Source organism: Streptomyces sp. NPDC050504 (assembly GCF_044458065.1).
Classification (GTDB): Bacteria; Actinomycetota; Actinomycetes; order Streptomycetales; family Streptomycetaceae; genus Streptomyces.
On the sequence record NZ_JBITHO010000001.1, the window covers coordinates 722,620 to 748,751 of the forward strand.

The following is a 26,132-nucleotide window of genomic DNA, read 5'->3' on the forward strand; positions in this document are numbered from 1 at the left end:
CGTGCGGTCCACAGCAGCACACACCAGTGCGCCCGGCACGGGAAGCCCCGTGCCGGGCGCCTTGGGCGAGAAGGGGTCAGCTCACGTTGAGCGTGACGTCGTCAACCACGTACGACGTCTGGAGCGACTGGTCCTCGACGCCGTTGAACCTCAGCGTCACGGTCTGGCCCGCGAACTGCGCCACGTCGTAGGTCTTGAGGACGTAGCCGGAGTTGGCGTCCGTGTTGTCGAACGAGTCGAGGGTCTGGTTGCCGATCGACACGGTGAACTTGTCGTAGGCGACGTTCTCGTACTCGGCCGTGTCGATGTGCTGGTAGAACGACAGCTTGTAGCTGGCGCACCCGGCCGGGATGGCCAGGGACTGGGTCAGGGTGTCGGTGTGCGTCGAGCCCCAGCCGTTCAGCCACGCGATGTAGCGGCCGCCGTGCGGGGTCTGGCCCGCCTGGTTGGTGATGATCGTGGACGACTGGGTCCACGAGGCGCCCGCCGCCTCGAAGTCGCCGTTGGCGACGACCTGGCGCGGGGTGCAGGTGCCGGTGCCGCCCACGGTCAGCGAGTACGTGGTGCTGTGGGTGGCGGTGCCCTGGCCGGTGACGGTCAGGGTGTACGGGCCGGGCTGGGCGTTCGCCCCGACCTCGACGGTCAGCGTGGCGGAGTTGCCCGAGGTGACCGACGACGGGCTGACCGTCGCCGTGACGCCCGCGGGGGCGCCGGAGACCGAGAGCGTGACGGTCTGCGGGTCGCCGCTGACGGTGGTGGTGTTCACCTGCGCGGTGAGGGACTCACCGGGCTTGGCGGAACCGGACGCGGGGTTGGTGGAGATGGAGAAGTCCCGTGCCGGGGTGCCGCCGACGGCGCTCTTCCACAGGGCGTACGCGACGCCGTCGGCGCTGCGGTCCAGCACCGTGGGGCTGATGTTGCTGGTGGTGTCACAGGCGCTGTGGTAGCAGGAGTCGTACGCGGCGTTCGCCGTGCCGCCCCACTTCTGGGCCTGCGCCGAGGTCTTGCGGGCGCTGGCACCGGCCGCGTAGCCGGAGGTGGGGATGCCGACGGCCTTGAAGGACGCGTCGTCACTGCGGCCCTGGCCCTCGACGTTCTCCTCGGGGGACAGGTTCAGCGAGTCCCAGTACGCCTTGAGGTGCGTGGACTGGGTGGCGTTGACGTTGTTGATGAAGTAGCCGCCGTTGGTGGAGCCCACCATGTCGAAGTTGTAGTACGCCTTGATGGCCGCGCGCTCCGTGGCGGAGAGCCTGCCGACGTAGAACTCCGAGCCGTTCAGGCCCTGCTCCTCGTCCGTCCACCAGGCGAACCGCACGTGCTTGGTGAGGGTCGGGTTCTTCTGGGCCAGGACGAGCGCGTTCTCCAGCAGGGTCGCGGAGCCCGACGCGTTGTCGTTGATGCCGGGGCCGGCGGAGACGCCGTCGAGGTGCGCGCCGAACATGACGACCTGGTCGGCGGGGCCGCCGGGCCAGTCGGCTATCAGGTTGTTCGACGGGTAGGTGCAGCTGGTGCAGGCCTGCTCGGTGACCGTGTAGCCGGCCGCCTGGAGCTTGCCCTTCACGTAGTTCAGCGACGCGGTGTAACCGGCGCTGCCCGCACGGCGGTTGCCGCCGTTCTGCGAGGCGATGGTGCCGAACTGGGTCAGGTGCGCGCGCACGTTGTCGACGCTGATGTCCGGCGGGTCGGTGCCGGGCGTGCCGCCGTTCACGGTCAGCGCGTAGTCAGCGGTGTGCGAAAGCGTGGTGCCCTGGCCCTTGACCGTGATCGTGGACGGACCGGGGGCCGCGTTGTTGGTGGCGGTGAGCTTCAGCACCGAGGACTGTCCGGACTGGACGGTCGCCGGGTCGAAGGTCGCGCTCACGCCGGAGGGCAGGTTGGACGCGCTGAGCGTCACCGACTGCGCGTTGCCCTGCGTGGTGTTGGTGGACACGGTCGTGGTGACCGAGCCGCCCTGCTGGATCGTGCCCGATGCCGGGTTCAGGCCGATCGAGAAGTCGTCCTGCTGCCCGGTGGGCGTACAGGTCGGGTCGCCGGGCTGGGCGGGCAGGCTGATCGCGTCCCACGCGGCCTTCGTCTTGGTGAACAGGTTGCAAGTGGCCGGGTCCAGCGCCTTGGCCGAACTCAGCGTCGCCGTGCGGTACTTCTTGTACGACATGCTGCTGGTCTTGAGCAGCATGGCGCCGTAGAAGATCTTTCCGGCGTTCTGCACGCCCACACCGGTCAGCGTGGACTGGTTGCAGGTGGGGCTGGTCGGCTTGCCGCCGCCCGGGTTGGTGCCCTCGGCCAGCAGGTAGAACCAGTGGTTCATCGGGCCCGCGGCCTTGTGGGTCTCGGTGCCGGGGATCGAGGAGCTGTAGCAGGCCGGGTCGTTGTTGACCAGCGGCGGGTTGTACATGTTGCGGATCGGGCCGCGGCCCTGGAGGTTGATCATCTCGCCGACGGTGTAGTCGGGGGTGTCGTACGGCGAGGGCTGGTTGATGTACGCCTCGGTCAGCGCGCCGAAGATGTCACCGGTGGCCTCGCCGAGGCCCGACTCCTGGCCGCTGGTGCCGCCGGGGGTGTTGGAGTCGATGGCGTGGCCGTACTCGTGGGCCACCACGTCGACGCCCGCGATCCACTCGTTGGCGTTGTTGCGGCCGATCGTGACCGAGCTGCCGTCCCAGTAGGCGTTGAGCTCGTTGAGCCCGACCTTGGCGGGGAAGGTGCGGCCGCTGCCGTTGACGCCGTTGCGCCCCAGCCAGTTCTTGAGCATGTCCCACTGCTTCTGCGCGGCGAACATCAGGTCCGCGCAGCCGGTCTCCTTGGAGGTGGGGTTGCCGTTGCCCCAGGAGTCGGTGGACTTGCTGAAGACCTGGCCGCCGCTGTAGTCGGCGCAGCTGAGGCCGGTGCGGTTCGGGTCGCGCAGCGAGTAGGTGCCGTTGGAGTTGGTGGTGTCGATGGAGAGCGTGGGCGGGCCGTTCCACTTGCTGTTGATCGTGCCCGCGGCCACGTCGTCGTAGGAGTCGACGACCTTGCCGGTGCGCGCGTCGACGAAGACGTGCATCTTGCTGGGAGCGGACTTGGTGCGCCCGGTGAGCACGGTCTCCCAGGCGAGGACCGGCTTGTCGTCCTTGAGCCGCACCACGAGGCGGCTCTCGACGACCTTGTCGACCTTGGCCAGTTTCGCGCGCGACCTGGTCTCGGCCGCCTTCGCGGTCACCTCGGGGGTGGTGGCCACGTCGATCTGCACGGAGGAAGCGGACTGCACGGCACGTACGTCACCGTCGCCGTCGGCGAGGACCACCGCGTCGCCGCCGACGACCGGCAGGCCGCGGTAGCTGCGCTCGTACGCCACGGAGTACAGGTCCTTCACCCAGGGGGTGACCTGACGCCGCTCGTACTGCTCGGACGCGGAGTTGACGAGGGTGTCGAAGCCACTGCGGACGGCCAGGTCGGCGGCGGCCACCGCACGTGCCAGCGGGGTCTGTTGCTTGTTCTGTGACTGGTCGGGCTGTTGTACGGCCGTGGCCGCACCGGCGAAGGTGCCGGTGAGGCCGGCGGTCAGCGCCATCGCTGCCACCGCGGCCGAGAATCTGAGGGGGCGCAAGGTCCACTCCGATCGTGGGGGATTGGTTCATCGCGCAGTATGAGCGTGGACATGACTAGTCAGGTACATCTCATCCGGGCATAGGGCGGGAGTTATGGTGCGCCGGTGTCGAGCTGCGTACGCTGAGCAAAATGCAGCTGGAGTTGAGACATCTACAGGCGGTCTGCCGCATAGCGGAGGCCGGCAGTCTGGGTCGCGCGGCTCGTCGGCTGGGGGTGTCCCAACCCTCGCTCTCCGCTCAGCTGCGCAGGATCGAGCGGGTCACGGGCGGCGAGCTGTTCGTGCGGACGCGCAAGGGCATGGAGCCCACGGTGCTGGGGCAGTTCGTGCTGGCCAGGGCCCGGCGGGTGCTCAGCGAGATGGACGCGCTCGGCTCCGAGGCGCGGGCCATCGCGGCCGACACGCCGCTGCGGCTCGGCTGCATCCTGCTCGTGCTCCTGGACGACCTGCTGGAGCAGACCGACAAGTCGATGTCGGGCCAGGAGATCACCGTCGACCTGGAGCACTCGGTGACCGCGCTGACCAGGATGCTCGGCGCCGGACGCTATGACGCCATCGTGTACGGCGAGGTGAACGACCACGAAGTCCCGCTGCCCGAAGGGGCGATGGCCAGGACCCTGGTCCTCAAGGAGCCGTTCGCCATCCGCATGTCGGCCCAGCACCCGCTCGCGGGCCGGGAGCGGATCGACCTGGCCGACCTCGCGGGCGAGGCCTGGATGACCCTGGTCGAGGACGACGACGGCGGGCCCGAGGCGCTCCACGACGCCTGCGCCAGGGCCGGGTTCGCCCCCTCGCTGCGCTACCGCATCGCGGACCGCAAGATGCACTACAACCTGATCGCGGCGGGCCGGGCGATCGCCCTGAGCCAGCCCACGGCGCCGAAGGCGGAGGGCACCGTCGTCCGCCCGATCGCGGGCGACCCGATCACCGGGCGCATCCGGCTCGCCTGGCACCGCTCCTCGGTCTCGGCGGGCCAGGCGGAGCTGCTGTACGAGGCGGCGGCCCGCGCCTACCTCGCCAACGTCGCCAACAACGCCTTCCACCGGGAGTGGTGGGACGCCCATCCGGAGCTGCACCCCGTCACGGGCGCGGCGCCCACAGGGCCCGCGAGCGGCTGAACGTCCGAAATTCAGCGTACACATGGTTGGCCGCCGGGCCCACCGCCCCCGACGCCGGGCCCACTGCCTCCACGCCGGGCCCGCCGCCCCGACGCCGTGGTCACCGGGCCGTGGTGAGCACCCACAGCCGGTGGTCCCAGCCGATGTCGCGGCACGCGGTCACCCGCAGCCCCGCCCGCACGGCGAGGGCGGTCAGCTCCTCCTCGGTGCGCAGCCCCGAGCCGAAGGCCGCCGTCAGGCGCAGGTGGTGCAGCGCGTCGTCCAGGTCGTCGGGGTCGGCCGCCACCACCCTTTCCACCAGCACCAGTTCGGCGCCGACTGGGAGGGAGAGCGCCGCCTCGCGCAGCGTGAACACCGCGTCATCGGCGGGCAGCCGCTCCAGGAAGCGGCAGAGCAGCAGGGTCTCCGCGCCCGGCGGCACGGGCTCGGTGTGCGGGACGAGTTCGACCCGCGGCAGCACGTCCGCGTCGAGCACCTGCCCGCCGAGCACGTCCAGCTCCGAGGGCAGCGCGCCGATCCGCACCCGCAGCGCGGGGAACGCCTTCACCAGGGCGTTCACCACGGTCCCCGCGCCCTGCCCGGCGGCGGTCAGCCGCGGCACGGACGACCAGTCGTACGCCCCCACCGTGCCGGGCGCGATCCACCGCGCCTCCTCCTCCACGGTGCGGCGGGCCGAACCGCCGAGCGCCGCGTCGGTGCGCAGCGCGTCGGCCAGCGGCTCGCCCGAGGGCGTCCGCACCCGGGACCCGCCGGTGAGCACCGTGTCCGCGAGCCCCGCGAGCGCCAGCTCCAACGCCGCGTCGGCGCCGCGCAGGTCGTACTCCTGGAGGGAGTGGCCGTCCTCGACGAGTTCCTCGCCCACCGGAGCCAGCCGGTACCCGCCCGCATCGCGCGCGCAGACGTCCAGGTCCGTGAGGTAGTCGAGGAGCGCGCGGACCGTGCGGGGGCCGGTGCCCACGCGGCGGGCCAACTCCGCCGCGTCGCCCACGCCTTCGTGGACGAGGCCGATCAGACCGAGCGTGACGGCGGCGCGGATCGCCAGGCCTGGCGCGAGGTCCGTCAGCTCGTGCAGCCGCTCGTGGGCGTCCTGCGCCCCGTCCGGGGACACGGCCCCGTCCGCCGCGCCGTCCGGGGACGCGTGGCCCGGGGACGCGACGGCCGCCGCCCCGGTGCGACGCCAGTAACCGGTGATGTCCGTGTGCTCGCGCGGCACCCCGCGGTCCACCGAGAGGTGGCGCCGGATCCCCTTGAGGGCCGTCGCCTCGCCCGCGACCCAGGCGAAGACCGTGCCGGGCAGCCACTCCATGTCCCGTACGGCCCGCTCCAGCAGGTCCGTGGTCCCGGCCGGGGCACCGGCCCGTACCAGCCAGGTGACCTCGGCGTCCGCCGCCGTCGGCAGCTCCTGGCGGTGGCTCTCCTCGCCGACCTCGACGAACGCCCGCACCCTGGTGCCCGCGGGCAGTTCCGCGAGGCACCGCGCGACGGCCGGGAGCGCGGTCTCGTCACCGACCAGCAGCAGCCAGTCGGTGCCGACGGGCAGGCTGTGCGACATCTTCGGCCCGGCGATCCAGGTGACGTCACCCGGCTCCACGCGCTGTGCCCACGACGAGGCGACCCCGCCCGGGTGGCGCACGAAGTCGAAGTCGATCTCGCCGGCCTCCGGGTCGAACCGCACCGGCGTGTAGTCCTTGGCCAGCGGGCGCCCGTCGGCCGGCCAGTCCAGGCTGCTCACGTTCTGCCGGGGCAGCACGGGCTCCGCGCCCTCCTCGGCGAAGAAGAACTTGACGTGGTCGTCGAAGCCCTCGGTGCGCAGCGGCGGCAGGTCCAGGCCGTCCTTGCGGAAGGCCCGAAGCTGCGGGCCGCCGAGCGTCACCCGCCGCATGCCGGGCGTGACGTCCGCGACGCGCAGCACGGTCAGCTCCCTCAGCACGATGGGGAACGTGACGACGGTACGGGGACTGCGGCTGGGCATCTTCGAGGCTCCTTCGGGGCGGTCGGCCGGGCCCGGTCAGGCTAGGCGCGCACGGCGCCGCCGCATCCAAGCGAAGGACCGGACCGAGCCCACCGCGCGACCCACCGCCGACGGGGCCGCGAGTGGAGTCGGGCGCCGCGTTCGACGAACCGGCCCGCCCGTTTCGACCGGGACCCGCCGCCCGCGCCTACGGTCACCACGGTGTCCTCCCGATCCCCGGCCTCCCGGCTCCTGCGCCAGTGCCTGCTCCACGCCCGCCCCGAGCTCCTGCGCTCCGTCGGCTGGGCGGTGCTGCGCCAGCTCGCCTTCCTCTCCCTGCCCTGGCTGCTCGGCCGCGCCGTCGACAGCGGCGTGCGCGGCGGCGACACCACCGCCACCGCGGCCTGGGCCGCCGTCTTCCTGCTCGCCGCCACCGCCGAGTACGCCGGCATGCGCGGCTGGCAGCTGTGGAGCAACCTCGCGGAGGCCCGCACCGGGGCCCGGCTGCGCACCCGGATGCTCGGCGCCGTGCTCGCCGTGGACACCGAGACCCTCCGCGGCGACGCCGACCGCACCGGCGACCTCGCGGTGCGCGCGGGACGCGACGTGGACGCGGTGCTCGCCTGGGTGCACGGGCTGACCGCCTGGGTGGTCATCGGGCTCACCGCGCTGCTCCTGTGCCCCGCCCTCTTCGGCCTCGACCCGCTGCTGCTGCTCGTCGCGGCCGCCACCGTGCCGGTCCTCCTGGTCGTGAACCGCTTCTTCCCGCCGCTGTTCGCCCGCCGCGCCGAGAAGCTGTCGCGGGCCCACGGCAGGCGCGGCAGCACCGTCGAGGAACTCCTCGCCGGGCTCCTGTCGCTGCGCGGAGTGGGCGCCGACCGGCTGATGGTCGAGCGCCACCACCGGCACAGCGCACGGATCACGCACCGCACGCTGGGGCTCGCCGGGGTCGGCGCGGCCTGGGAGGCGGTCGCCTTCGTGGTGCCGCTGCTCGCCGTGGTCGGCGGACTGCTGGCGGGCGGGGCCGCCGCCGCGGACGGCCGGATCACGGTCGGCCAACTGACGGCGTTCGCACTGTGGATGGGCACGGTGTCGGTCGCCGTCAACGTGGCCGTCGACCGCCTGGGGGACCGGGCCGAGGCCCTGGTCGCCGCGGCGCGCATCAGCGAGGTGCTGGAACTGCCCGCACCGGGCGGCGACCCGGCGGCCGCACTGGCGCCGCGCGGCATCCTGGAGATCGCCGGGCTGGTCGTGCGGCGCGAGCGGCGGGCGCCGGTGGGGCCGCTCGACCTGACGGCCGGGCCCGGCGAGTGGATCGTGCTCACCGGGCCGACCGGCGGTGGCAAGAGCACCCTGCTGCGGGCCGTCGCCCGGCTCGTACCGGCCGACGGCACGGTCCGCTTCGCCGGGCGCGACCTCGCGGACGTCCACCCCGACCGGCTGTACGAGACGCTGGGTTACGTGCCCGAACGCCCGCTGCTGCTCGACGGCACCGTCACCGACAACCTGCTGCTCGGCGGGGACCGACCGGCGGCCGAACTCGCGAAGGCCACCGCGGTCGCCGGGCTCGACATCGCCCTGGCGGGCGTCGTGGGCGGCACGGCCGCGCCGGTCGGCGAGCACGGCGGCGCGCTCTCCGGCGGGCAGCGCCAACTCGTCGCACTCGCGCGGACGTTGCTGCGGGGCAGCCCGGTCCTGCTGCTCGACGACTTCACCTCGGCGCTGGACGCCGCGACCGAGGCCGAGGTCCTGGCCCGGTTGCGCGCGGCCACCGCGGACCGGGTCGTCCTCATCGCCTCCCACTCACCCGCGGTCCGCGCCCTGGCCGACCGCGAGATCGTCGTCGGCATCGCGGCGCCGGACGACGAGAGCGACCCCCGCGACCCCCTGGAGACCGTGCGCCATGTCTGAGCCCGTACTCGCCGAACTCCCCGACCAGAAGGCCGTGTTCCGTCGCGCACTGCCCTTCGTCGCCGGGCACCGCGCGGCCCTCGCGCTCACCGTCGCCCTCAACCTCGCCGCGGCCGCCCTGGCCGTCGGCGTCACCGCCTGCATCGGGCGCGCCGTGGACGCGGCGGGCGGCGGCGACCGGGACGGCCTGGTCCGCTGGGCGCTGGTCCTGCTGCTGTGCGTCGTGACGAGCGGGGCGACCGCCTGGGCCTCGCGCTACTTCCTGGTCCGCACCGGCGAACACGTCCTGGCCCGGCTCAGGGAGCGGGCCGTCGCGGCGGTCGGCGCCGCGCCCCTGCGGTTCGTCGAGGCCCACCGCAGCGGCGACCTGGTGCGCAGGCTGACCGGCGAGGTCGCGGGGCTCGCCTCCTTCGTCGGCGGCACGCTGCCCGACCTGGTCACCTCGGTGACCGTGCTCGGACTCACGGCGGTCGTACTGACCGCGTACTCCTGGCAGTTGACGCTGATGCTGCTCTTCGCCTTCGCCCCGGCGGCGTACGCGATCGTGCGGAGGTTCCACGCGGGCGCCGGGCCCGCGTACGCGTCCGTCGCCGCCGCGGAGTCGGCGGTCGCGGCGCGGTTCGGCGAATCCCTGCCCGCACAGGAGGAGTTGCGCACCTCCGGCGGGGTGCCGCGCTGGCTCGAACGGTTCGAAGGCGACAACGAGCGGCTGCTGCGGGCCCGCGAGCGTCAGGTGCGCGCCGAGCTGAGGCTCAATCAGCTCGCGCTGCTCCAGGCGGGATGCGTGGCGCTCCTGCTGGTGGCGGGCGCGGCGCTGGTCGGGCGCGGGCTGCTGACCGTGGGTACGGCCGTGGTGTTCGTGCTGGCCACGCGGGACGTCCTGCACCGCTTCGAGGACTTGGCGGGTTCGATCGGCGACGCCCGCGAGGCGCACGTGCGCCTGGCCCGGCTGCTCGACCTCGTACGGGCGACGGCGCCGCACGGACCGGCCGGATCCGCCGAACGGGACCCGCTGCCCGAGCGGGGCGAACTCGTGCTGGACGGCGTCGACTTCGCGTACCGCCAGGGGCAGCAGGTCCTGTCCGGCCTCTCGCTGACCGTGCGGCGCGGCGACCGGCTGGTCGTCGTGGGCGGGACGGGGTCGGGCAAGTCCACGCTCGGCAAGCTGCTGGCCGGGCTGTACCGGCCCGACCGGGGCACCGTCAGCTACGCGGGACACGACCTCGCCGCGCTGGACGAGGCCCGGCTGCGCGCCCGGATCGTGCTCGTTCCGCAGGAGGTGGCGCTGGTGCGGGGGACCCTCGCGGAGAACCTCGCCCTGACCGGGAGCCGCCCCGACCGGGCCCGCATCGAGCGGACGCTCGACCGGCTGGGTCTCGCCCGGTGGGTCGCGTCGCTGCCCGACGGCCTGGACACCCGGGTCGGTCCGCGCACCCTGTCGGCGGGGGAGCGGCAGCTGGCGGCCATCGCGCGCGCCGCGCTCACCGACCCGGCCGTGCTGATCCTGGACGAGGCGACGGCCGGAGTGGACCGCGCGACGGCGGCCAGGATCGAGGAGGCGCTGTCGGCGGCGGCCGCGGACCGCGCGCTGGTCGTCATCGCGCACCGGGCCGACACCATCGCGCGCGGGCACCGGAAGCTGACGATGCCCGCCGGGCGCGTCACGGTCTCGAAGGACACGTGGTGACGCACTCCGGCGGGCAGGTGCGCGGGCCCGGCGCCCGCCCCGGGGCGGCTACCCGCCCGCCACGGCCTTCGCCAGGATCGGCGTGAGCTCCTCGGTCACCCACGGAGCGCTCAGCGCGTCCGGGTAGGCCATGGCCGTCGCCAGGGAGTTCTCGGACGGCACCACGGCGAAGTGCTTGTTCTTCACCGCGTTCAGCGACTTGAAGAGCTTGTTGCCCTCCAGCTCCGCCGGGCTCAGCACGCCCTTGTCGCCGAACGGGTAGGTGAGCAGCAGCACGTCGGCGTCGAGCTGGTCGAGGTTCTCCAGGCTCACGGCGTTCTTGTCGGGGCCGTAGTCGCGGGCCTTGTCGGTCTTGGCGAGCCCCAGGCTCTCGAAGACGCCGGGGTCCTGGGCGGCGTACGACATGAAGCTGATCTGCTCCGGGTGCACGACCGCGTACGTGTACTTCTTGCCCTTGAACTCGGGGTGCGCCGCCGCCGCGCGCGCCGTGGTGCGGGCGTTCGCCGCGATGACCTTCTCGGCCTCGGCGGTGCGGCCGAGCGCCTTGGCGGCCGTGCGCAGCCGCTCCTGCCAGGTCAGGGTGTCCGCGTGCTTCTTGTCGGTGAAGGTGACCACGGGCGCGATGGGCGTGAGCTTGGTGTAGTCCGCCTGCATCGACCAGGAGTTCATGCCGAGGATGACGTCGGGGTCCTCGGCGGCTATCTCCTCGTAGGCGGTGCCGTCGGTGTCGTCGTACGTCTTGAGCTTGCCCGCACCGAGCTTGTCGATGGCGCGCTGCTTGAACTCGGCGACCGGGTCGCCGTCCTCGATGTCGGGGGTGATCACCGGCACGATGCCGAGCGCGAGGGCGATCGCGGTGTCCCCGTCCGACGTGGTCGCCACGCGCAGGGGCCTGGTGGGGATCTCGGTCTTTCCCCAGGCGTTGGTGAGGGAGACGGGGAAGCCCGCGGTGCGGTCGCCGACGGCGCCCGCGGGCGACTTGGCCCCGTCGTCGGCCGTGCCGCAGGCGGTGAGCAGGCCGAGGCAGGTGCTGAGCGCGGCGGCGGCGGCGAGGGCGCGGGCCGGACGGCGGCGTGCGGCGGCGGTGGTGGTGCGTGTGGTGGTGGGGCGTGCGGGGGTGGTCGGCACGGTGTTTCTCCTACGCGGGGTTGCGGCGGCCCAGGGGGAAGACCTGGGGCCGGTCGGAACGGGGATGGGGGACGACGAGGCAGTCGAGGCCGAACACCTCGGAGACGGTCTCCACGGTGAGCACGTCCTCGGGCGGCCCCTGGCGCACGATGCGCCCGTCGCGCATCGCGACGATCGTCGAGGCGTACAGCGCGGCCTGGTTGAGGTCGTGCGAGACCAGCACGATCGTCTTGCCGGTCTGTTCGTTGAGGTCGGCCAGCAGGTCCATGACCTCGATCTGATGGGCCACGTCGAGGTAGGTGGTGGGCTCGTCGAGCAGCAGGACGGGAGTGTCCTGGGCCAGCGCCAGGGCGATCCAGACGCGCTGGCGCTGGCCGCCCGACAGCTCGTCGACGGGCCGGTCGGCCAGCTCGGCCGTCCCGGTGGCCAGCAGGGCGTCCGCGATCAACGCGTCGTCGGCCCCGGTGCGGCGCCTGCCGAACTGCCGGTGCGGATGGCGGCCCCGCCAGACCAGGTCGCCCACGGTGATTCCCTCGGGTGCGACGGGCGTCTGCGGCAGGATGCCGAGACGGCGGGCCACCTCCCGGGTGGGCAGGCGGTGGATGTCCCGGCCGTCGAGCAGGACCGTGCCCGCGGCGACGGGCAGCAGCCGGGCGACGGACTTCAGCAGCGTCGACTTGCCGCAGGCGTTGGGGCCCACCAGCGCGGTGATCCGGCCGCTCTCCACGGCGAGTGACAGCCCCTGGACGACGGGGCGAGCGCCGTAGCCCGCGGTGATGTCCCGGGCTTCGAGGCAGGTGCCGGACGCGGCGGAATCGACGAAGTCAGTGGAATCGGTGGAATCAGTGCGATCGGTGGACACGGCGGGCTCCATGGCGGGTTTCCTCGGGGCGGGGGTTCTCACGACGGGGCTCCCGGGGAACGGCGGCGCAGGAGCAGCAGGACGAAGTAGGGGGCGCCGATGAGCGCGGTGAGCACTCCGGTCGGCACGGGGCTGACCAGCGGGGCGTGCTGTGCGAGCACGTCGGCGCCGAGCACGATCACCGCGCCCGTCGGCACCGCGAGCGCCACGGCCCGGTCGGCGCCCACGAGCCGCACGGCGATGGGGCCGCTGATCAGCGAGACGAAGCCGATGGGTCCCGTGACGCTGGTGGCGAGCGCGGCCGCGGCCGCGCCGAGCAGCAGGGTCGCCGTGCGGGTCGCGGCCACCCGCGTCCCGAGCCCGGCGGCGAGCTGGTCGCCGAGCGCCAGGCCGCCCAGGGGCCGGCCGAGCAGCGCGGCGCAGCCGCCGCAGACGGCGAGCGAGACCGCGAGGGTCCGGACGCCGTCCCAGGACGCGTCGTTGGTGCTGCCGACGAGCCAGCGCAGCATCTGGGCGACGCCCTGCGTCCCGGCGACGGTGAACAGGTAGTTCACGTACGCCACACAGATGCCGCTCATGCCGATGCCGACCAGCACCAGCCGGTACGTGTCGACGGCGCCGTTCCTGCGGCTGAGCACGAGCAGCAGCGCCACGAGCCCGAAGGACCCGGCGAGCGCGGCGGCCTGCGGGCCCTGGACGAAGGCCGGGGCGAACAGCAGGACGGTGCAGGCGCCCGCACCGGCGCCCGCCGAGATGCCGATGATGTCGGGCGTGGCGAGCGGGTTGCGGATCAGGCGCTGGTAGAGCGCCCCCGACAGGCCGAAGAGGCCACCGGCGAGCAGCGCGGTCAGCGCCCTGGGCAGCCGGATGCGGTGGATCACGTAGTCCGCGAGCCCCTCGCGCAGGCCGAACGCGGCGGGCAGCACGTCCCCGCCCGGAATCCGGCTGTTCAGCTCCAGGAGCAGCGACGCCGCGAGCAGTCCGGCCAGGGCCAGGACCAGGACGAGGGCGGTGACCAGGGCGCGTCGGCCCCGGACGCGGTGGGTGCGGCGCAGCCCGGCGGCGACGGCTTCGCGGCCGCGTGTCGGCTCGGGCGCGGTGGCGGGCCTCGCGGCGGGCCTCGTGGTGGGCCCCTCGGTGGGCAGGAGGGTCATGTGCCTCACACCCGTACCGAGTCGCCGCGGCGGGCCAGCCACAGGAAGAACGGCGTGCCCACGAGCGCGGTCATCACCGAGACCTGGATCTCGCCGTGGTCCACGACCAGGCGGCCCGCGGTGTCCGCGCCGACGAGCAGCGCGGCGCCGCACACCATGGACAGCGGCAGCGACCAGCGGTGGTCGGCGCCCACGAGCAGCCGCGCGCAGTGCGCGGCGACCAGGCCGACGAAGGCGACGGGGCCGACGGCCGCGGTCGCGGCGGCGCACAGCAGGACGGCGACGGACGCGCACAGCAGCCGGGCGCGGCCGACGCGCACCCCGAGGCCGAGCGCCGTCTCGTCGCCCAGGCTCAGCACGTTGAGCGTGCGGCCGAGCGGCAGCACGAGCAGCAGGCCCGCCAGCATGAACGGGGCGGCCTCCGCGAGGAATCCGGCCCGTCCCGTCAGCTGGCCCACCGACCAGAACCGCAGGTGCGAGAAGGCGGCCTCGTCGCGCACCACGAGCAGCGTGATGACCGAGGACATCACGGCGGCGACGGCGACCCCGGCCAGGACGAGGCCGACGGCCGGAGAGCCCGCCCCCCTGCGGGTGCCGATGAGGTACACGACCAGGAAGGTGACGCCCGACCCGGCGAAGGCCGCCCAGAAGTAGCCGCCGACGCCCGAGAAGTCGAGGAACAGGATGCCCAGCACGACGAAGAGCGCCGCACCCTGTTCGATCCCGAGGATGCCCGGGTCGGCGAGCGGGTTGACGGTCAGGGCCTGCATCACGAGTCCCGACGCCCCGAGCGAGGCGCCGACGGCGACGCCCAGCAGCGTGCGGGGGATGCGTTCGCTCCACAGCACGTCGCTGTCGTAGCCGCCCCCGTGGGGACGCAGCAGGATGTCGAGGACCTGTGCCGGTGAGATGTCGCGGGCACCGAGTCCGATGCTGGCGACCACCAGGGCGGTCAGGGTCAGGCCCGCGAGCACCGCGACGGGCACCCCGCGCGAGGACTTCGTCCTGGCGGGTGCCGTCGGCGGCGCGGCGGGCAGGGCGGTCTGTGTCATGAGTGTTCCGGGGCTCCTCACCTGGGCAAGCGCACAAGTTAGGCTAGCCTTACCTCGACGGGGCCGGTCCAAGGCCGGAGGCGAACCGTTCACAATCAGGGGTCAGCCGACCGGGCCGGCTCCGGGGGAGGATTCCGTGGCCGAAACAGCGCTGCGCCCAGTGCGCGACGACAGGGCGGGGGTGCCCGGCGGGCTCCTCGCCGACGCGGGGGCGCGGGCGTTCGCCGTGCCGCTCGCCGACGAGGACTTCATCGCCGAGGGCGGCCATCCGCCGCACGTCCACGACTTCCACCAGTTCCTCTACGTCCCGGTGGGCCGGATCGTGGTCTCGGCGCGGGGGCGCGACCACGAACTCTCCGCGTCCGTCGCCCTGTGGATCCCGGCGGGTCTGCCGCACAGCGCCCGTTTCGACAGCGAGTCGCTGATCGTGGTGGAGAACTTCGACGCCGACCTCTTCGCGCTCCCGCACTCCGACGCCGCCGCCCTGAACGTCACCGGCGCGCAGCGGCGGCTGCTGCTGGCCCGGATGCGCTCCACCGGTGCCGCCGAGAACGACCCGGAGGTCTTCGCCGCCCTGCGGACCGAGCACCCCGCCGCGCTGCCCCTGCCCCGGCCCACCAGTCGCACGGCCGCGCTCGTGGCGCAGGAGCTGGCCCGTACGCCGAGCGACGCGCGCACCGCCACCGAGTGGGCGGCCGAGCTCTACACCAGCTCGACCAGCCTGCGCCGGGCGTTCCGCGCCGAGACGGGCATGGCCTTCTCGGAGTGGCGCACCAGGCTGCGCCTCAACCACTCGCTGGGCCTGCTGGAACAGGGGCAGTTGGTGGGCGCGGTGGCCGCCCGGGTGGGCTTCGTCAGCACCAACGGCTACATCCTGGCCTTCCGCAGGTACTTCGGGCAGACGCCGGGCGCGTTCGTGAAGCGGCACCTGGACCACTCGGCCTGACCGCGCCCCGATCCTTCGGGCACCCGCGCCCCCGCGCCCCCGCGTCTCTGTACGATGAACCGCTCCCGTGCGCACGGGAGCGACCGGCAGGCGAACGGCCGGCACACGGCAGGCGGGAGGACGGTGTCATGACGTACCGCAACGGAGACGGCACCGACGAGCCCGCGCGCCGCAGGGGCCAGGGCGAGCTGGAGGCCCAGGTGCTCGCGGCGCTGAGCCGGGCGCCGGGCGCGGTGACGGCGGGCTGGGTGCAGGAGCGGCTCGGCGGCGACCTCGCGTACACCACGGTCATGACCATCCTGACCAGGCTGCACGCCAAGGGCGCGGTGTCCAGGGAACGGGTGGGCCGCTCCTTCGAATGGACGGCGACGGCCGACGGGGCGGGGCTCGCCGCGCTGCGGATGCGCCGGGTCCTGGAGGGCGAGAGCGACCGCGGCGCCGTCCTGGCGAGCTTCCTGACCGCGCTGTCGCCCGGCGACGAGGAACTGCTGCGCGGCCTGCTTTCCCCGCACCCGGAAGAGCCGGAAGAGCCACAAGAGAAGGAGCGCTAGCCGCCGTGGGAGTCTTCGTCTTCCTTCCGCTGGTACTGCCCCTCACCGCCTGGCCCATCGCCCGCCTCGGCGAACACCGGCTGCACCCCAGGACGGCGACGCGTCTGCTCACCGTCGTCGCGGCCGTCTTCGCGGTGTGCAGCACCCTGTGCCTGGCCCTGCTGATGGTGGTCGGCACCGCCCAGCTCCCCGGCAACCCGCTGCCCGACGGCTGGTCGGACCCCGAGGTGCGCGCCGCCGTCCCGTACGACGAGGTGGCGGGCCCCCTCGCCATTCCCGCGCTGCTCGCCGTGCTCGTGTCGGGCCTGCGCACCGTGCGGCGCCACCGGCGGGTGCGCCGCGCGGCCGGGCGCGCCCTGCGCGGACTGCCCGCGACGTCCGTCGCGGTGCTCCCCGACGCCCTGCCGTACGCCTACGCGCTGCCCGGCGCCCGGGACCGCGTCGTGGTGAGCAGGGGCATGCTGGCCGGGCTCGAACCGGGGGAGCGGCGGGCCCTGTTCGCCCACGAGCGGGCCCATCTGGCCGCCGGGCACCACAAGGCGCTGCTCGTGGTCGAGCTGGCCGCGCGGGCCAACCCGTTCCTGCGGCCGCTGCGCACCGCCGTCCGCTACACCGCCGAACGGTGGGCCGACGAGGAGGCCGCGGCGCACATCGGCAGCCGGCGCACGGTCGCGCGGGCGATCGGCAAGGCCGCGCTGATCTCGCGCGGCGCCCCCGTCGCGACGCTCGCGCACTTCGCCGCAGCGGGCCCCGTGCCGCGCCGGGTCGCCGCCCTGCTGGGCCCGGCCCCGGCGGGGCGGGTGTGGCCGCCGGCCTCCACGGCGGTGGGCCTGGCCGCGTGGGGCGCGGCCGCGGGCACGACGGCGGCCGCGCTGTCCTCGGCGAACTCCGCCGTCACCCTCTTCTTCATCCTGCACGCGGCGACACAGATGTAGTGACGGCGCGGATACGGCGGTCGCGCGCGAAAGCCGGTGGGAGCGGGAACACAGGCGGAGGCACTCGCGTTCTCTACACACATGTAGAAACATGGGGTCACGGGCCGTGGCCCCGCAGAACCCCCGAACTACCCAAGAAGGAGCATCGAACCCGCAATGGGTGAGCCTCCCAGTACCAGCCGTGCCGCATCCCACCCGCACAGACCGAGCCTGCGGACGGGGGTGGCACGGTGACGGAACTCCTGCTGCTGCTCCTGGCCCTCGCCCTCACCCTGGCGTGCGCGGTGTTCGTCGCGGCCGAGTTCTCCCTCACCACCGTCGAGCGCGGCGACCTCGAACGCGCCGCCGCCGCGGGTGAGCGCGGCGCCGACGGCGCCCTGGCCGCCGTGCGCAAGCTGACCTTCCAGCTCTCCGGCGCCCAGCTCGGCATCACGGTCACCTCACTGATCATCGGCATGCTCGCCGAGCCCTCGCTCGCCGCCCTGCTGCGCGGCCCCCTCGAAGCGGCCGGACTCGGCGGCGCGGCCCCCACGGTCGCCACGCTCCTGGGCGTCGTCGTCTCCACGGTCGTCCTGATGGTGATCGGCGAACTGGTGCCGAAGAACTGGGCGATCTCCCGGCCGCTGGCCGTCGCCAAGGTGGTCGCCGCTCCGCAGCGCGGCTTCACCGCGGCCTTCGCGCCGTTCATCCGGCACCTCAACAACACCGCCAACCGCTTCGTGCGCCGCTTCGGCCTGGAGCCCGCCGAGGAGCTGGAGACCGTACGCACCCCCGCCGAACTGGCCTCGCTGGTCCGGCACTCCGCGGCAGAGGGCGCCATCGAGGCCGACTCGGCCGAGCTGTTCGTGCGCACCCTGCACCTGGGGCAGCTGACGGCCGAGAACGTGATGACGCCGCGCGTGGACGTACGGGCCCTGGACGCCCGCGCCACCGCGGCCGACGCCGCCAACCTCACGTACGCCACCGGCCTCTCCCGCTTCCCCGTCTACCGGGGCACCCTCGACGAGGTCGTCGGCACCGTCCACATCCGCGACGTCCTCGCCCTGGACGCGGAGCGCCGGGCCACCACCCCGGTGACCGAACTGACCACCGCGCCGCTGCTGGTCCCCGACTCGCTCCCCGCCGACCGGCTCCTGGAGCGGCTGCGGGCCCACCGCACCATGGCGCTCGTGATCGACGAATACGGCGGCACCGCGGGCGTCGCGACCATGGAGGACATCGTCGAGGAGGTCGTCGGCGAGGTCCGCGACGAGCACGACCCGGCCGAGGCCCCCGACCTGCTGCCCGCCCCGCCCACCTGCGACGGCCGCGCGACCTGGGAGGCGGACGGCGGCGTGCGCATAGACGAGCTGGCCCGGATAGGGCTCCTCGCGCCCGACGGCCCCTACGAGACGGTCGCGGGTCTCGTCGCCACCCGGCTGGCCCGCATCCCGGCCCAGGGCGACACGGTCGAGCTGGAGGGCTGGCGCATCGACGTCCTGGACGTCGAGCACCACCGCGCCGACCGCGTCCACATCACCGAACCGGCCCGCAGCACCGACGGAGCCGAAGGACACGGACAGCTGGAGGACGCGCGATGACCGCCCTGCAACTGCTGATCGGCGCCCTCACGCTGCTGACCAACGCGTTCTTCGTGGGCGCGGAGTTCTCGCTGATCTCCGTGCGCCGCAGCCAGATCGAGCCCGCGGCCCGCGAGGGCGACCGGCGGGCCCGGCTCACCCTGTGGGGCCTGGAGCACATCTCCGCGCTGATGGCCACGGCCCAGCTCGGCATCACCGTCTCCTCGCTGGTGCTCGGCGCGGTCGCCGAACCGGCCATCGCCCACCTCCTGGAGCCGGTCTTCGGGGCCGCGAGCGTGCCGGGCGCCCTCGTCCACCCGATCTCCTTCGTGATCGCGCTGGCCGCGGCGACCTACGCCCACATGCTCTTCGGCGAGATGGTGCCGAAGAACATCGCGCTGGCCGCCCCGGCGCGCACCGCGCTGCTGCTCGGCCCGCTGCTGGTGGGCCTCACCCGCGCCCTGCGCCCGGTGATCTTCGGCATCAACGCCTTCGCCAACGCGCTGCTGCGGCTGCTGAAGGTCGAGCCCAAGGACGAGGTCGGGTCGGTGTTCACCGACGACGAGCTGGCCCGCATGGTCCGCGACACCAGTGAGGCGGGGCTGCTGACCCCCACCGACGGCGAGCGGCTGCGCGACGCCCTGGAGCTGGGCACCCGGCCGGTCGGGGAGATCCTCGTGCCCGCCGGACGGATGGTGACGGTCGACCACCGGACCACCCCGGCGCGGCTGGAGCGCACGGCGGCCGAGGCCGGGTACTCCCGCTTCCCGGTCACGGGACCCGCCGGAGCCGTCCTGGGCTACCTGCACATCAAGGACACCCTGGGCGTCACCGACCGGGACGCGCCCTTCCCGCGCACCGCGCTCCACGCGGTGACCCGGGTCCGCATCGACACCCCGCTGGACGACACGCTGACCGCCCTGCGCGCGGCCGGCAGCCACCTCGCGGCGGTGGTCGGCGAGGCGGGCACGGTGCTCGGGTACGTGACGATGGAGGACGTCCTGGGGGAGCTGGTCGGCCCGGCCGCCGCGTGAGGACCCCCGTCCGATCCCCCCTGTCCCGGCGTGCGAGCGCCCGGGGCAGGGGGGATCGTCACAGCGGGCCGCGGGCACCGTCCGGCAGGCGCGTGCTGTTCCCCGTCCGCTGGTGCGGGGTCCTGACGGTCGGCTCCGACGTGAGCTCCTCGCCCGGGTGCTGGCGCATGCTGCGCAGCTGGGTGCGCAGTTCGTACTGGGCCCGCCGGGTCTCGTAGAGGTACTTGACCTTGATGCGCAGCGCCCAGGGGTCGACGGGCTTGAGCAGCAGATCGGCCGCGCCCAGCCGCAGCGCGGCGTCGGCGACGTTGCTCTCCCGGCCCATCGCGGTGATCAGGACGACCGGAATGTCACGGGTCTGCTCGATGTGGCGCACGTAACGCAGGACGTCGAGGCCGCTGACCCTCGGCATCATCACGTCCAGGACGGCGACCGCCACCGAGCCGCGTAAGAGCTCCTTGAGCGCGCTGTCGCCGTCGGTGGCCCTGGCGAGGGGGTAGCCGAGCGGAACGAGAGCGCTCTCCAGCGCGTACAAGTTGTCCGCGTGGTCGTCGACCAGCAGAACCTTCTCCGGTACCGCGGACATGGCCCCGCCTCCGCCCGTTCCCCTGCCAGTGTGCAGCCCTGCGCAGAGTCTGTCACCGCGCGGGTGTGCCGAGAAGACCTTCCCGCGCCGCGCGCGGCAGATGCACGGCGCAAATGCAACGACCTTGGTGTGAAAGACGGATGGAGAAGCCCCGACCACCTTCGGGACCTGCCCGAACGGCCCGTCGGGGACACTCACGCACGCGGTGCGACGGGCCTACACTGACAGCACCCGACTTCTTCCAGTCGTGAGGAATGGCCATGGTCTGGTCCGCCCCCGCGCCCCGGCTGAGGCTGGCCGTGTCCCGCGCCGACGACCACACGGTCCTGCACGTCGCCGGTGAGCTCGACACCTTGGCCGTGCCCGCCCTGGAACACGCGCTGCACGGCCTGGAGACCCCCACCGGACGGGTCGAACTGGACCTGAGCCGCGTCACGTTCTGCTCCCTGGCGGGCGTGGAGCTGCTGGTGAGCGCGCACCGCAGGGCGGCTGCCGCGGGAGCCAGCCTCACCGTCCGCAGGGCCCACAGCGCGGTGGCGCACACCATGCGGCTGTGCCGCGTGCCCAGCGGCCTGCGCGCGCCCGCGCCGAACGGCCACCGCGACGAGCACGCCTACGCCCGCGACCTGCTGCGGGACGCGCTCGCCCTGGCGCTGCGGATCACGGGGGCGCCGATGGGCAACGCGCAGCTGTACGACCCGGAGGCGGGCGCGCTGCGGATCGTCGCCCAACGGGGCTTCCACCAGCCCTTCCTGAGCTACTTCGAGACCGTGCAGGACCGTGAGTCGGCGTGCGGCGTGGCCCTTCAGGACCAGAGCGGGGTCTTCGTCGAAGAGGTGGCGGCCTCGCCGGTCTTCCTCGGCACCCCGGCCCTGGACGTCCTGCGGGAGGCCGGGGTCGGCGGCGTTGCCTCGGTGCCGGTGGCCGCCCCGGGCGGCGTCCGGCTCGGCGTGATCTCGGTGCACCGCCCGCTGGCCGGCCACTGGACCGACGAGCAGCGCGCCACCCTCGGTTCCCTGGCTCGGGCGACGGGCAGCGCCTGGCACGACCTGCGCCACCAGACGGGCCGCGGGCTGGCTCGCGTGGCGCTGCCGCTGCCGCCGCCCCTGCCGTCGCCGAGGTCGGGTGCGGTCGGCGGGGCCGACCGCTGACGCGGCGCGGGTTGGCCGGTTTCCCTCTTGCGGCAGAAAACCGAACCCCTGTTTCCAAGTTCAATAAGGGTAGGCTAACCTCCCCTTCGTGCATGTAGGTGAAGAGACCGCCGCGGCCCCGCGTCCCCCCGGTCATGAACTCTCGGCCACGGGCGTCACCGTGGCGTACGAAGGCGTCGACGTCGTCCACGACGCCGCCATGACGCTGCGACCGGGCGAAGTGACGGTCCTGGTGGGCCCCAACGGCAGCGGCAAGTCCACCCTGCTGCGCACGCTCGCGCGCCTCCAGCGGCCCAGGGCGGCCACGCTGCTCATCGACGGCGCGACCGACGGGCTCGCCCTGACCTCGCGCGAGTTCTCGCGCCACGTCGCCCTCCTCACCCAGGGACGGCCCACGCCCAGCGGCCTGACCGTGCGGGACGTGGTCGAATTCGGCCGCTACCCGTACCGCAGCCGCTGGGGCAAGGCCGACCCCGGCGGACGGGCCGCCGTGGACCGCGCGCTCGCCATGACGGGCGTCGCCGACCTCGCCGGGCGCGGCGCCGAACACCTCTCCGGAGGGCAGCTCCAGCGCGTCTGGCTCGCGGGCTGCCTCGCCCAGGAGACGGGCGTGCTCCTGCTCGACGAGCCCACCAACCACCTGGACCTGCGCTACCAGGTCGAACTCCTCGACCTCATGCGCGACCTGGCGGACGACCACGGCATCGCCGTCGGCGCCGTCCTGCACGACCTCGACCAGGCGGCCGCCGTCGCCGACCGGATCGTCCTGCTCGCCGAAGGCCGGGTCGTCGCGGACGGCGACCCCGCCGACGTGCTGACGCCGGAGCGGCTCACCGACACGTACGGCATCCGCATCGAGGTCGACACCGACCCGCTCACCGGACGGCTGCGCACCCGCGCCATAGGCCGCCACCACTCGCGAAGCGAAAGGCTCAGCACCACCTCATGAAGCGCCACTTCCTCACCGCGGCGGCCGCCACCGCCGCGGCCCTCGCCCTGGCCGCCTGCGGCACCACCGAGCCTGCCGCCGACGAGGCGAAGAAGCCCTCCGCCGAGACCATCACCCTCACCGACGCCACGGGCGCCGAGGTCAAGCTGAACGGCCCGGCCAAGAAGGTCGTCGGCACCGAGTGGAACACCGTCGAGAGCCTGATATCCCTGGGCGTCGACCCGGCCGGCGTCTCCGACGTCAAGGGCTACAAGACCTGGGACAGCGCCGTCCCGCTGAAGAACGACCCCAAGGACATCGGCACGCGCGGCGAGCCGAGCATGGACGCCGTCGCGGCCCTCAAGCCCGACCTGATCCTCGCCACCACCGACCTGCCCGCCGCCGCGATCAAGCAGCTGCGCAAGGTCGGCACGGTCATGACGCTCCGGCCCGCCGACGCGGCCGACCCGATCGGGCAGATGACCAAGAACCTCGACCTGATCGCCAAGGCGACCGGCACCACCGACAAGGCCGAGAAGCTCAAGAAGGACTTCGAGGCGAAGCTCGCCGACGGCAGGCAGAAGCTGGCCGACGCCAAGCTGGCCGGCGCCGAGTACGCCTTCGCCGACGGCTACGTCGCCTCCAACCAGACCTCGATCAGGCCCTACACCAGCGGCTCCCTGATCGGCGCCGTCAACGAGAAGCTCGGCCTGAAGAACGCCTGGACCGTCAAGGGCGACAAGGACTACGGCCTCGGCACCACCGACGTCGAGGGCCTGACCAAGCTGAGCCCCGGCACGCACTTCGCCTACATCGGCAACGACGGCGACAAGACCAGCAACCCGTTCACCGGCGTCCTGGCCAAGGACAAGGTGTGGACGAACCTGCCGTTCGTCAAGAAGGGCAACGTGCACCGACTGCCCGACGGCATCTGGATGTTCGGCGCCACCGAGTCCATGAACAGCTACGTCGACTCCGTCGTCACCGCCCTGACGAAGAAGTAGCACCATGGCCGTCACCGCAACCACCCCCGCCACCCGTCCGTCGGCCGTCGCGTCCCGGACGGGCGCGGCCGCGGTGACGGCCGCACTCGTCGTCCTCGTCACCGCGCTCGCGGTCGTGGACATCACCCAGGGCACCGCGGCCGTGGGCCCGTCCGAGGTCTGGAAGGCGCTCACCGGGCAGGCCGACGCGTCCGACGCGTCGGTCGTCGTGTCCTCCCGGCTGCCCAGGATGACCGCGGGGCTGCTCATCGGCGCCGTACTCGGCATGGCGGGCGCCGCCCTCCAGTCGGTCAGCCGCAACGTGCTCGCCTCGCCCGACACCCTCGCCGTCAACGCCGGTTCCTACTTCGCGCTCGGCCTGTTCGCCGCGTCGGGCGTCTCGCTGCCGCTGCTGGCCTCGTCCGGCGTCGCCTTCATCGGCGGCCTCGTCGCCGCGGCCGTCGTCCTCGGACTGTCCGGCCTCGGCGCGGGCACCGTCCGGCTCGTCCTCGCGGGCAGCGCCCTCACCCTCGGCCTCACCGCCGTCACCGAGGGCCTGCTCCTGCTGTTCCCGCAGCAGACCGAGGGCCTCTACAAGTGGAACCAGGGCAGCATCGCGCAGAACGGCTTCGACGGCGTCCTGCAGATGGCGCCCGTCGCCGCCGTCGGCCTCGTGGGCCTGATCCTCATCTCCCGCAGGGTCGACGCCCTGGCGCTCGGCGACGACGCGGCGCGCGGGGTCGGCGTGCCCGTGCGCGGCACGCGCGTCACCGCCGTCGTGCTCGCCGCCCTGCTGTCCACCGCCGCCGTCACCCTCGCCGGGCCCATCGGCTTCGTCGGCCTGTGCGCACCCGCCCTCGTGCGCGGCCTCGGCCGCAGGTTCCGCCCCTTCAACCGCTCGCGCCTGCACCTGCCGACCGCGGGACTCACCGGCGCGGCCCTGGTGCTCGGCTCCGACGTGCTGCTGCGCGCCCTCGTGCCCGCCGACACCGCGGTCGCCGTGCCCACCGGCGTCGTCACCAGCTTCGTCGGCGCGGTGTTCCTGATCGTCATGGCGGCCCGGGTGAAGGACACCGCGGGAGCCGCCGCCGTCGACCGGCTGCGGCTGCGCAGCAGGGCCGTCTTCCTCACCACCACGGCCGTCCTGGTGGTCGTCCTCCTCGCCGTCGTCGTCGCCGCCGTCCTGCTCGGCGACGCCAAGCTCCTGCTGGGCGACGTGGTCAACTGGGCCCAGGGGAAGGCGGGGCAGACCACTGCCTTCGTCCTCGACACGCGGGTGCCCCGCGTGCTGGCCGCGCTCCTCGCGGGCGCGGCGCTCGCCCTGGCCGGCACCCTCATCCAGGCCGTGACCCGCAACCCGCTGGCCGACCCCGGCATCCTCGGCGTCACCAACGGCGCGGCGGTGGGCGCCGTCGTGCTCGTCACGACGGTGCCCCTGGCCGGCACCTGGAGCGTGGCCGCCGGGGCGTTCGCGGGCGCCGCGCTCAGCTCGGTCCTCGTCTTCGGACTGGCCGCGCGGGGCGGGTTCCAGCAGAACCGGCTCGTCCTCGTCGGCTTCGGCGTGGCCACGGGCGCGTCCGCGGTGATCAGCCTCCTGATCATCCTCACCGACCCGTTCAACGCGACGAAGGCGCTCACCTGGCTGTCGGGCTCCACCTACGGGCGGACCGTGCCCGACGTGCTGCCGCTGGCCGGGGTGCTCGCCGTGGGCGTGACCGTCGCGGTCCTGCGGCGCACCGAACTCGACCTGGTCTCCCTCGACGAGGACACCCCGAGGCTGCTGGGGCTGAACCTGAGCCGGGGCCGACTCGGCTTCCTGGTGCTCGGCGTCCTGCTGAGCGCCACCGCCGTGGCCGCCGCGGGCACGATCGGCTTCGTCGGACTGGTCGCCCCGCACGCCGCGCGGGCCCTCGTGGGCCGGCAGCACGCCCGGGTGGTGCCGGTCTCCGTGCTGCTCGGCGCGATCCTCGTGTGCACCGCCGACCTGGTGGGCCGCACCGTCATCGCCCCGGCCCAGCTCGGCGCCGGCCTGATGACCGCGGTGATCGGCACGCCGTACTTCCTCTACCTGCTGATCCGCAGCCGCCGCTAGGACGTGCGACGGCCGGCGCGCGCGATCCGTGGAACGGCCACTCCCGGAAGCCGGGCGTACGCTGGACGGCGGGAGCGGCGTCCGTCCAGCGCGGGCCGGTCTCCGCGGCGTCTCTGTCGCCCACACTCCCGCGTTCACGACAAAGTCGTCTCGAATCCGGCTGAAACACGCGTGCGGGGCAACCGGGTCCCCCCGGTCAGCTGTCCAACGTGGTGCACCTCTGGACAGCAGCGGTACGGCACGTGAACAGCACATGTGGGAGGCACATCATGCGACGGACGACGACTGCGGCGGTGGCGCTCGCGGTAGCCGGTACGGGACTCGTCGGCACGGCGGGCACGGCGGGCGCCGCGCCCGCGGCCACGAGCTGCTCGGCGCGGTGGGGCAGCGGGCTGAAGACGGTCCCCGACTCGACCGGCAAGCCGTTGAAGAACATCAGGACCGGCCGCAACACCTGCTACGACCGCATGGTGTTCGACGTGACCGGCCCGGCGGGCAGGACCGGGTACCACGTCTCGTACGTCACCAAGTTCCGCCAGGACGGCTCCGGCACCCCGATACCGGTCGCAGGCGGAGCCGTGCTCCAGGTCGTCGTCAACGCGCCGAGCTACGACCCGGCGACCGCGAAGCCCGTCTACCCCGGCCGGGCGGGCAAGCCGCTGCCCGGTGTGGACGTCAAGGGCTACCGGACCTTCAAGGACACCAAGTTCGGCGCGAGTTACGAGGGGCAGACGCAGGTCGGCGTCGGCGTCCGCGCCCGGCTGCCGTTCCGGGTCCTGCAGTCGGGCGACAAGCTGATCGTGGACGTGGCGCACACCTGGTAGCGCGCCGCGGGGCGAAGAACCGAAGTCGAAGGGGTGCCGGACGCGTCCGGCACCCCTTCGGTTGTGCCGAACCCCTGTGCCGAGCAACACAATC

General features: G+C 73.5%; 20 protein-coding genes. 13 read left to right on the forward strand and 7 right to left on the reverse strand.

The window, feature by feature from the left end; genetic code table 11:
• Positions 1 to 76: 76 nt before the first annotated feature.
• Positions 77 to 3,550, reverse strand: a complete 3,474-nt coding sequence (locus ACIBNE_RS03040) for a M28 family peptidase (RefSeq protein WP_399268848.1) — start codon at positions 3,548 to 3,550, stop codon at positions 77 to 79.
• A 167-nt stretch (positions 3,551 to 3,717) separates the two neighbouring features.
• Between ACIBNE_RS03040 and ACIBNE_RS03045 the strand changes: the two genes are divergently transcribed.
• Positions 3,718 to 4,704: a LysR family transcriptional regulator gene (locus tag ACIBNE_RS03045; protein WP_399268850.1), complete on the forward strand. Its 987-nt coding sequence runs from the start codon at positions 3,718 to 3,720 to the stop codon at positions 4,702 to 4,704.
• A 100-nt stretch (positions 4,705 to 4,804) separates the two neighbouring features.
• Here the strand turns inward: ACIBNE_RS03045 and ACIBNE_RS03050 are convergent, their stop codons facing one another.
• Complete coding sequence (locus ACIBNE_RS03050; protein WP_399268851.1) at positions 4,805 to 6,676, reverse strand: SIP domain-containing protein; 1,872 nt, start codon at positions 6,674 to 6,676, stop codon at positions 4,805 to 4,807.
• Positions 6,677 to 6,877: 201 nt separating this feature from the next.
• Here ACIBNE_RS03050 and ACIBNE_RS03055 point away from each other — a divergent pair, with 201 nt between their 5' ends.
• Together ACIBNE_RS03055 and ACIBNE_RS03060 are read left to right on the forward strand one after the other, a co-directional pair.
• The gene (locus ACIBNE_RS03055; protein WP_399268854.1) at positions 6,878 to 8,566 is read left to right on the forward strand and encodes an ATP-binding cassette domain-containing protein; all 1,689 of its coding nucleotides are present in this window, start codon (positions 6,878 to 6,880) and stop codon (positions 8,564 to 8,566) included.
• The gene (locus ACIBNE_RS03060) at positions 8,559 to 10,253 is read left to right on the forward strand and encodes an ABC transporter ATP-binding protein (RefSeq protein ID WP_399268856.1); all 1,695 of its coding nucleotides are present in this window, start codon (positions 8,559 to 8,561) and stop codon (positions 10,251 to 10,253) included. The genes ACIBNE_RS03055 and ACIBNE_RS03060 overlap by 8 nt, the downstream gene beginning before the upstream one ends.
• A gap of 48 nt (positions 10,254 to 10,301) precedes the next feature.
• On the opposite strand, the gene ACIBNE_RS03065 is transcribed toward ACIBNE_RS03060, so the two are convergent.
• From ACIBNE_RS03065 to ACIBNE_RS03080, 4 genes are read right to left on the reverse strand one after another with little or no spacing between them, the layout of a single operon-like run.
• Entirely contained in the window at positions 10,302 to 11,381 is a 1,080-nt protein-coding gene (locus tag ACIBNE_RS03065; protein ID WP_399268858.1) for an ABC transporter substrate-binding protein, read from the reverse strand.
• 10 nt (positions 11,382 to 11,391) lie between these two features.
• Positions 11,392 to 12,255 carry an ABC transporter ATP-binding protein gene (locus ACIBNE_RS03070; RefSeq protein WP_399268860.1) on the reverse strand — a complete coding sequence of 288 codons (864 nt, stop codon included), beginning with the start codon at positions 12,253 to 12,255 and terminating at the stop codon, positions 11,392 to 11,394.
• Between the two features lie 26 nt (positions 12,256 to 12,281).
• A complete protein-coding gene (locus tag ACIBNE_RS03075; protein ID WP_399268862.1) occupies positions 12,282 to 13,397 on the reverse strand; it encodes a FecCD family ABC transporter permease in 1,116 nt (371 codons plus the stop codon).
• A 5-nt stretch (positions 13,398 to 13,402) separates the two neighbouring features.
• Positions 13,403 to 14,449 carry a FecCD family ABC transporter permease gene (locus ACIBNE_RS03080; protein WP_399268864.1) on the reverse strand — a complete coding sequence of 349 codons (1,047 nt, stop codon included), beginning with the start codon at positions 14,447 to 14,449 and terminating at the stop codon, positions 13,403 to 13,405.
• Between the two features lie 136 nt (positions 14,450 to 14,585).
• On the opposite strand from ACIBNE_RS03080, the gene ACIBNE_RS03085 reads away from it, so the two are divergent.
• From ACIBNE_RS03085 to ACIBNE_RS03105, 5 genes are all read left to right on the forward strand, one after another.
• Complete coding sequence (locus ACIBNE_RS03085; RefSeq protein ID WP_399268866.1) at positions 14,586 to 15,395, forward strand: helix-turn-helix domain-containing protein; 810 nt, start codon at positions 14,586 to 14,588, stop codon at positions 15,393 to 15,395.
• Positions 15,396 to 15,523: 128 nt separating this feature from the next.
• On the forward strand, positions 15,524 to 15,946 hold the full coding sequence (locus ACIBNE_RS03090) for a BlaI/MecI/CopY family transcriptional regulator (protein ID WP_399268868.1): 423 nt from the start codon (positions 15,524 to 15,526) through the stop codon (positions 15,944 to 15,946).
• Positions 15,947 to 15,951: 5 nt separating this feature from the next.
• A complete protein-coding gene (locus ACIBNE_RS03095) occupies positions 15,952 to 16,881 on the forward strand; it encodes a M56 family metallopeptidase (protein WP_399268870.1) in 930 nt (309 codons plus the stop codon).
• A gap of 230 nt (positions 16,882 to 17,111) precedes the next feature.
• Positions 17,112 to 18,461 carry a hemolysin family protein gene (locus tag ACIBNE_RS03100; protein ID WP_399268874.1) on the forward strand — a complete coding sequence of 450 codons (1,350 nt, stop codon included), beginning with the start codon at positions 17,112 to 17,114 and terminating at the stop codon, positions 18,459 to 18,461.
• Positions 18,458 to 19,474 (forward strand): hemolysin family protein, encoded by a 1,017-nt coding sequence (locus ACIBNE_RS03105; RefSeq protein WP_399268876.1) that lies wholly within the window; start codon positions 18,458 to 18,460, stop codon positions 19,472 to 19,474. The genes ACIBNE_RS03100 and ACIBNE_RS03105 overlap by 4 nt, the downstream gene beginning before the upstream one ends.
• A gap of 58 nt (positions 19,475 to 19,532) precedes the next feature.
• Here ACIBNE_RS03105 and ACIBNE_RS03110 read toward each other — a convergent pair whose 3' ends face one another.
• The gene (locus ACIBNE_RS03110) at positions 19,533 to 20,060 is read right to left on the reverse strand and encodes a two-component system response regulator (protein WP_399268878.1); all 528 of its coding nucleotides are present in this window, start codon (positions 20,058 to 20,060) and stop codon (positions 19,533 to 19,535) included.
• 260 nt (positions 20,061 to 20,320) lie between these two features.
• Between ACIBNE_RS03110 and ACIBNE_RS03115 the strand changes: the two genes are divergently transcribed.
• From ACIBNE_RS03115 to ACIBNE_RS03135, 5 genes are all read left to right on the forward strand, one after another.
• On the forward strand, positions 20,321 to 21,211 hold the full coding sequence (locus ACIBNE_RS03115; protein ID WP_399268880.1) for an STAS domain-containing protein: 891 nt from the start codon (positions 20,321 to 20,323) through the stop codon (positions 21,209 to 21,211).
• An 88-nt stretch (positions 21,212 to 21,299) separates the two neighbouring features.
• Positions 21,300 to 22,160 carry an ABC transporter ATP-binding protein gene (locus tag ACIBNE_RS03120; protein ID WP_399268882.1) on the forward strand — a complete coding sequence of 287 codons (861 nt, stop codon included), beginning with the start codon at positions 21,300 to 21,302 and terminating at the stop codon, positions 22,158 to 22,160.
• Positions 22,157 to 23,143, forward strand: coding sequence for an ABC transporter substrate-binding protein (locus ACIBNE_RS03125; RefSeq protein WP_399268884.1), 987 nt, complete (start codon positions 22,157 to 22,159; stop codon positions 23,141 to 23,143). The genes ACIBNE_RS03120 and ACIBNE_RS03125 overlap by 4 nt, the downstream gene beginning before the upstream one ends.
• A 4-nt stretch (positions 23,144 to 23,147) precedes the next feature.
• Entirely contained in the window at positions 23,148 to 25,214 is a 2,067-nt protein-coding gene (locus ACIBNE_RS03130; RefSeq protein ID WP_399268886.1) for an iron ABC transporter permease, read from the forward strand.
• Positions 25,215 to 25,483: 269 nt separating this feature from the next.
• A complete protein-coding gene (locus tag ACIBNE_RS03135; RefSeq protein WP_399268888.1) occupies positions 25,484 to 26,038 on the forward strand; it encodes a hypothetical protein in 555 nt (184 codons plus the stop codon).
• Positions 26,039 to 26,132 lie beyond the last annotated feature (94 nt).